This is a genomic window from Alcanivorax sp. P2S70 (assembly GCF_000475295.1).
Lineage (GTDB): Bacteria > Pseudomonadota > Gammaproteobacteria > Pseudomonadales > Alcanivoracaceae > Alcanivorax > Alcanivorax profundi.
On the sequence record NZ_AXBZ01000067.1, the window covers coordinates 251,411 to 258,862 of the forward strand.

Genomic DNA, 7,452 nt, shown 5'->3' on the forward strand with positions numbered 1-7,452 from the left:
TGAAAGCCGCCCTGACGACCTTACAACCTGCAAGCGCGACGCCAGCCATGCCCGGTCGCGTCGCCCCCTACCTGAACGGCAAGGCCTGAATCGACATGAGCCTGATTACGTCCTCCTCGCCCCATGCCTCCGTGAAGAACAACACCGGCGCCTTCATGCGCCAGGTGATCTACGCCACCCTGCCCGGCCTGGCAGTACTGACATGGCAGTTTGGTTGGGGCACGGTGATCAATGTGCTGTGGGCGGTGGTCGTGGCCCTGGTCAGCGAAGCCCTGTTCCTGAAAGCCCGTGGCCGCAGCATCGGGTTCTATCTGAAAGACTACAGCGCCGTGGTCACCGCGGTGCTGTTGGGTCTGGCTCTGCCCCCCACCGCCCCCTGGTGGCTGACACTGGTGGGCGTGAGTTTTGCCATTATCGTCGCCAAGCAACTCTATGGCGGCCTGGGCATGAATCCGTTCAACCCGGCCATGGTCGGCTATGTGCTCTTGCTGATTTCCTTTCCGGTGGCCATGACCCAGTGGATCAGCCCCGGTGACGCCCCCAGCCTGCAGCAAAGCCTGCAACTGTTTGCCGGTCAGTTGCCGGTTGATGGTTTGAGTGGGGCGACACCGCTGGACACCTTCCGCACCTGGGCAGGCGACGAAGCGGCCCTGGCCAGCCACCCGATCCTGCACGGCGAACTGGCCGGGCAAGGCTGGGAATGGGTCAACCTGGCGTTCCTGCTGGGCGGGCTGTATCTGATCAGCCGCAAGATCATCACCTGGCATATCCCCGCCGGTTTTCTGGCGGGCCTTGCAGCGCCGGCACTGGTGGCATGGCTCATCGATCCGGTCCGTTTTGCCGACCCGCTGTTCCATATGCTGTCTGGCGGCGCCATGCTCGGTGCGTTCTTCATCGCCACCGACCCGGTCAGTGCCGCCACCAGCCGTAACGGTCGCCTGGTGTATGCCCTGCTGATCGGTGTGCTGATCTGGGTTATCCGCAGCTTTGGAGGCTATCCGGACGCGGTCGCTTTCTCGGTACTGTTACTCAACCTCAGCGCCCCCTTTATCGATTACTACACCCAGCCGCGTACCTACGGCCATAACAAGCCCAACAGAGGGACCGGCTCATGATGCGGTATGCCATCACCAAAAACGCCGTCATCCTGAGCCTGTTCGCTATCGGCACTGCTGCGGCCCTGGCCATCACCAATGCCCTGACCATTGACCAGGTGCAGTGCAATCGTCAGCAGGCGCTGATGACCTCGCTGAACGAAGTGATGCCCCACGACCAGCACGACAATGACCTGCTTGCCGACCGCGTTACCCGCCGTGATCCGCTGCTGGGGCGCAGCGAACATCATATCTATCGCGCCCGCCTCAATGGCCAGCCCAACGGCGCCGTACTGGAAGCCACAGCCCCGGATGGCTACGGCGGCAATATTGCCGTGATCATTGGCATCAATAACAGCGGGACGGTTCAGGGCGTTCGCGTGGTTCCCCCGCACAACGAAACCCCCGGGCTGGGCGACAATATCGAAACCAAAAAATCCGACTGGATCTATGGTTTCAACGGCCGCTCACTGGAAAACCCGCAGGCCAGCGGCTGGGCAGTGAAGAAAGATGGCGGCGAATTCGACAGCTTTACCGGCGCCACCATTACTCCCCGGGCCGTCGTGGGTGCGGTATACCGTGCCTTGCAGTATTTTGATGCCAACCGCGAGCAACTCTTTGCTGCGGATGCCGAAGCCGTCGCCGCGGAGGTGTGTGATGAGTGATGTGAACTACAAGAAAATCAGCATGGACGGGCTGTGGAACAACAACCCGGCCACCGTGCAGATTCTTGGACTCTGCCCCTTGCTCGCCGTCACCGGATCCGTGGTCAACGCATTGGGGCTTGGCCTTGCCACCCTGGTGGTACTGGTAGGCTCGAACGTGTGCGTGTCCCTGATTCGCCATTACGTCACCGATGCAGTTCGCCTGCCGGCTTTTGTGATGATCATCGCGGCTATGACCACCGTGATCGAAATGCTGATGCAGGCCTACACCTTCGAGCTCTATGAAATCCTCGGCATCTTCATTCCACTGATCGTGACCAACTGTACTGTGCTCGGCCGCGCCGACGCCTTTGCCAGCAAGAATGGCATCCTGCCGTCAGCCGTGGACGGTTTCATGATGGGCCTTGGCTTTCTGGTGATCCTGCTGATTCTCGGTGGCATGCGCGAACTGGTCGGCCAGGGCACGCTGTTTACCAACATGCAGCTGTTGTTCGGCCCCATGGCTGCCCACTGGCAGCTGAATGTGATCGACAACTACGGCGGCTTCCTGCTTGCGATTCTGCCCCCCGGCGCCTTCCTCGGCCTGGGCCTGATCATCGCCGGCAAAAACGTAATCGATAAACGGCTGAAAGCCATCCAGAAGGCCAAGGCCAGCGACGAGCCCAAAGTGAGCCGTCGGGTACGCACCACTGGCAAGGTCAGCTAACGCCCCAGAATCCGGATACGCTGACGCAGGCGGAACCCCTGATCATCCACCAGCGTCAGCGTATGCCAGCCGGGCTCGGCAAGGATCGTCCGCTCATGAAAATGCCGTGTCTCGCCAAGAAACTCCGCGTCGAGATGCCAGTAGAGTCTCGCCCCCTTGCGCTGATGCACGGCACGGAAAATCGCCCGCCCGGCCCGCCCGTCCAGCTCGGTGGGAATGTAGATCTCACTCCCCACATGCGGGTACACGATGGCCATGGGCGGCTCGCTCTGCAGGGCCAGGGCACCGGCTACACAATCCTCGCGCCATGCCGGTAACGGCCGATAATCAGGGTGCTGCCGCTGATAAAACCAGGCCTGAGCCGGCGGCAACACAAACCAGTCCCGGTGTTGCATGTTCGCCACCGCTTCACAGTTGCCATGCACTCGCTGCCCGTTGGCATCCAGATGAATCCGTAAATGATGCGGCGTAACGGACTGGAAATGACTCAACCGTGGCGCATAACCGGTGCGGGTCTGGCATTGCCCGCCGGCCAGATAGCCGTCGTCGACACACACCTGCACCGTATTGAGTTCATCCAGGGGAGCTGCAGGCCAGGGCGATGGGCCCAGCAGGCTGAACACATCCAGCATCACAGGAGCCGCCGTGGCGGCACCGCCCAATGACGGGGCGGGCTCTCCATTGCCATTGCCAGCCCAGACACCGACGGTATAGCGGCCATTACTGCCGATTGCCCAGGCATCCCGCAACCCGTAGCTGGTACCGGTTTTCCAGGCGATCGGTTGGCTGGAACTGAACTGGCGCCACTGCCGCGCGGTGCCCGGACGAGCCACCTCTCGCAGTGCCTGCTGGGTCAACCATGCCGCCCCGGGGGACAGCATCAACGGCGAGTTGTCTTCCTCGTCCTGTTGCAGGGTACGAATCGTGCCGGGGGTAAGGCCGGTGGCGGCACGCATAAGGCGGGCATAAATACCGGTCAATTCATCCAGCCGCCCTTCTGCCCCCCCGAGAATCAGGGTCAGCCCGTAATCCTCGGCACGGCGAAACAGGGTGCTCATTCCCATACGCTGCAACTCACTGTGGAAACGGCCAATGCCGTATTCCCGCAACATGCGCACCGCCGGAATGTTCAACGATTGACTCAACGCCTGGTGTGCCGGCACTGCACCGCGGTAGGCATGATCGTAATTCTCCGGGCTGAAGCCGGCGTAATTGGTAGGCAGGTCTGCGACCAGGGTATCGGGCAGGAGCAGCCCCCCATCCAGCATCAACCCATACAACAAGGGCTTGAGTACGCTGCCGGTCGAACGCGCAGCGCTGGCAATGTCTACAGCGGCACCGTATTCCTGCGGATCCCCCTCGGTGGTGTTGCCCACATAGGCCCGGGTCTCTCCTTCACGGTGATCAATGACCACCACCGCCACATTGTGCACCCCCTCCCGCGACAGGCGCTGCCCATGCTGAGCAGCAAGGGACTGAACCCGCCGCTGCAGGTCCGCATCCAGGGTGGTCCGCAACAGTTTACTGTGCTGTTGCTGCTCGAGGGTTTGCATCAAATGGCTGGCCAGCCGTGGCAAGGGCGCCGGGGCCGCCGGTAGCGGCTCCAGCAGCGCCAGTTGCAAGTCACGCAACGCCATGGCGCCACTGTCATGGAGCGCCTGCAGTAACCGGTCCCGTTTGGCCCGCAGTCGGTCACGATTACGGCCCGGGTGAATCCAGGAAGGCGCATTGGGCAACACCGCCAACAAGGCGGCTTCTGCCCAACTCAGCGCCGCAGGCTCACGGCCAAAGTAACGCCAGGAGGCTGCCCGCAACCCAACGATGTTGCCACCAAACGGCGCCCGGCTGGCATACTGCACCAGCACGTCCTCCTTGCTCAGGTGCCACTCCAGCTGGAGTGCCAGCCAGGCTTCACGGGCTTTCTCGGGCAGCGTGCGGGGCGGGTCTTCTCTTAGCAACCGCGCCAGCTGCATGGTCAGGGTCGAGCCCCCGCTCACCACCCTGCCCGCCTCAAGGTTGAGCCACAGGGCACGGCCAATCGCCAGCGGGTCAATTCCCGGGTGGGCGAAAAACCGTTGATCCTCAAAGCTCAACAGCGCCTGCTGGTATTTTGGCGGAAGCTTCGCCACCGGCACGAATCGCCATTGCTGATCACTGGCGATGCGGGCATTGAGCAATCGACCCTCCCGGTCCAGCATCAAGGTAGCGTAAGGCATACTGGTCAGCCGTTCAGGAAGTGGCCAGTAGTGCAGCAAGGCGGCCAGTAGCAAGAGCCCCAAAGCCGGAATAGAGAACCAGCGCAGCGCGGTCTTTTTCGTGAGATGAGGCATGGACATGGTGGCTCGCAGCAGGAAAACAAAGACTAGCCAAAGGGCCGCGCGGAAGCGAGCCTGCAGCGGCATAGCATTTCGCTATAACTGCCAGGGAGCCTCTGAATAGCTCCCTAGACCTTTTCCGCTTGCAGCGACGGTAGCTGCGGGCTAGTCTTGAATCATTGAGACACTGCACGTTCACATCGAACGCAACAGACAGAGATTAAATGATGAAAGCGCCAACCTCCCACAACTCACACCTGACCGCTCGCGCGGTAGTGGGTCGTGTTGTGTCTGGCACCTTCTATTTTGGGTATTGGTTTAGCCGCTTGCGCGCCTGATCCCGTATCCAGGCGCGCCCGCAAGGGACGCCTGCCGAAACCTCAAAAACCCCGGTCGGTATCCCGCCCGGGGTTTTTTATTGGCGCCAACAACGCCAACATCATCAAGGAGCAACACCATGTACCGATATTGCCTGACAGCGTCCAGCACACTATTTAGCCACTGGCAGCCGCCGGTTTTGCGATTACGACGATGAATTTCAGCGCCCCGCAGGCGCACCCGATACAAGGAACGACCATGCAACAGCTTCACGACACCACAGCCCGGAATCTGACGACTGCCAGCCGCCGTAGCCTGCCACTGCCCACTCCCGCCCTGCTGCGAGAGCGCCTGCCCGTGGATCGCGCCCTGGCCGAACAGATCGATCGCCATCGACAGACTGTTCGCAATATTCTCAACGGTGAGGACAATCGCCTGTTGATCATCACCGGCCCGTGCTCGCTCCATGATCCGAAATCCGCACTGGAATACGGTCACCGGCTGGCCGCACTGGCTGAGCAATTGCGAGACAAGGCATTCATCGTGATGCGCGCCTACGTGGAAAAACCCCGTACTACCGTAGGCTGGAAAGGCATGCTCTACGATCCCCATCTGGACGGCAGCAACGACATCGGCACCGGCCTGACCGTCGCCCGCCACCTGCTGCGAGACCTGGCCAAGCTTGGCCTGCCTCTGGCCACGGAACTGCTCCACCCCATGGCGGCGGATTACCTGGGTGACCTGCTCAGCTGGGCGGCGATCGGAGCGCGCACCACCGAATCGCAGATTCACCGTGAGATGGTCAGCGGCCTTGCGATGCCGGTGGGCTTCAAGAACGGTACCGATGGCAGCATCGACATTGCCTGCGACGCCATGGGCTCCGCCAGTCATCCGCACACGCATCTGGGTATGGATGACGATGGCCGTAACGCGCTGATACAGACCGCAGGCAATGCGGATACCCATCTGGTATTACGAGGCGGGCACGATGGCCCGAACTACGACGCCAACAGTGTTCGCCAGGCGGTTACAGCCCTGCAGGCAAAGGGCCAAAACCCTCGCCTGATCGTGGACTGCAGCCACGCCAACAGCGGTAAAGACCCGCTACGCCAGCCCCATGTACTTCGTGACTTGCTGGCCCAGCGTCAACAGCAGCGTGACCCGTCCCGGCAGCACATCGTCGGCGTGATGCTGGAAAGTCATCTTGAAGATGGGCGCCAGGGGCAGGACAAACCGCTAGCGTACGGGGTCTCGATTACCGACGGCTGTCTGGGATGGGAGAAGACCTGTGACCTGTTGCAGGAAATCTAATGCACAATGGCAACCGTGGCAGGCGCTTACCTTCCACGGTTCTGCTATTCTGAATTGATCTGTCTGCCTGGAGAGCCCGGATGCTGGCCAACCTGACCCTGTCAGAACTATTGACTGCTTTCGTGATTTTTCTGCTGGTCATCGCCAGCATTGCCTTTGTGGTATACCTGAAAAATCAGCGAAATCCGTAATTCATCGCCATGCTTGCATGGCGATGAATTCGTAGTGCGAATGGCAACCGACATGACCACGTTGCTCCGACTCTAGCGAGAACCGATCTCCCCTGAAAACACCTTTTCGAAGAAAACCAACACCCGCTGCCAGCTATCTTCCGAAGCCCCCGCGTCAAACTTTGAGCGCAGCGGCGGCAGCGGGCCGAGTTTCTTGAATGTGAAGGTCTGGTGGTCATTCATGAAAGAATGGCCCACATCGTCGTACGTCTTCACATCATGGGGAACCCCCAGACGATCAAGATGGCTGGCCAATCGCTCGCCATGATCGCCATACAGCATATCCTGACGCCCCCAGCCACCCACCGCCGGGCAGATCCCCTGCAGGGACTCCGCCTTCTTCGGGATCCCGCCATAAAATGGCGCCACCACTTGCACCGGGGCCTGGCTGGCATACAGCACAGCAAAACGACCGCCCATGCAAAAGCCCATCACCCCCACCTGCTCCACCGGCTCATCCGACTGCGCCAGTAACCAGAGCCGGCAGGCTTCAAGCTGCTCGAACGCAGGCCCTTTCCCGGTTTCATGGGCCTTCAATGTCTTCACGACACACAACGCCTTGCTGCCCGGCAAATCATATAAATCCGGCACCAACACCGGATAACCGTTATCGGCCAGCCGCTGCGCAATGCGCTCAATATCATCGGTATAACCAAAAATATCGTGAATCGCGATCACCGCCGCCTTATGCGGCTGCGCCGACGCCGGCCGCAACCAGCGCGCACGCATGGTATGACCACTGGGGAGGGGAATGCCTACAGGTTGGTTTGTCATAATGAGATCGCCATGAAGAGTGAACAGTGAACAGTGAAC

General features: G+C 60.7%; 6 protein-coding genes. 4 read left to right on the plus strand and 2 right to left on the minus strand.

What is annotated here, in order from left to right:
- The first annotated feature begins 95 nt into the window (after window positions 1–95).
- Genes rsxD through Q672_RS32695 form a run of 3 tightly spaced genes read left to right on the plus strand, consistent with a single transcriptional unit; the run spans window position 96 to window position 2,465 of the window.
- Window positions 96–1,115, plus strand: coding sequence for an electron transport complex subunit RsxD (gene rsxD / locus Q672_RS32685; protein WP_022986755.1), 1,020 nt, complete (start codon window positions 96–98; stop codon window positions 1,113–1,115).
- Window positions 1,112–1,759 carry an electron transport complex subunit RsxG gene (rsxG, locus tag Q672_RS32690; protein ID WP_022986756.1) on the plus strand — a complete coding sequence of 216 codons (648 nt, stop codon included), beginning with the start codon at window positions 1,112–1,114 and terminating at the stop codon, window positions 1,757–1,759. Before rsxD ends, rsxG begins: the two co-directional genes overlap by 4 nt.
- Window positions 1,752–2,465, plus strand: coding sequence for an electron transport complex subunit E (locus Q672_RS32695; protein ID WP_022986757.1), 714 nt, complete (start codon window positions 1,752–1,754; stop codon window positions 2,463–2,465). Before rsxG ends, Q672_RS32695 begins: the two co-directional genes overlap by 8 nt.
- Here Q672_RS32695 and pbpC read toward each other — a convergent pair.
- Window positions 2,462–4,795, minus strand: a complete 2,334-nt coding sequence (gene pbpC / locus Q672_RS32700) for a penicillin-binding protein 1C (protein WP_031227102.1) — start codon at window positions 4,793–4,795, stop codon at window positions 2,462–2,464. The two genes, Q672_RS32695 and pbpC, sit on opposite strands and share 4 nt — an antisense overlap.
- Before the next feature lie 561 nt (window positions 4,796–5,356).
- Here pbpC and Q672_RS32705 point away from each other — a divergent pair.
- Window positions 5,357–6,409 carry a 3-deoxy-7-phosphoheptulonate synthase gene (locus Q672_RS32705; protein ID WP_022986759.1) on the plus strand — a complete coding sequence of 351 codons (1,053 nt, stop codon included), beginning with the start codon at window positions 5,357–5,359 and terminating at the stop codon, window positions 6,407–6,409.
- Between the two features lie 263 nt (window positions 6,410–6,672).
- Here the strand turns inward: Q672_RS32705 and Q672_RS32710 are convergent.
- A partial coding sequence (locus tag Q672_RS32710) for a dienelactone hydrolase family protein (RefSeq protein WP_022986761.1) occupies window positions 6,673–7,452 on the minus strand: 780 nt, incomplete at its 5' end.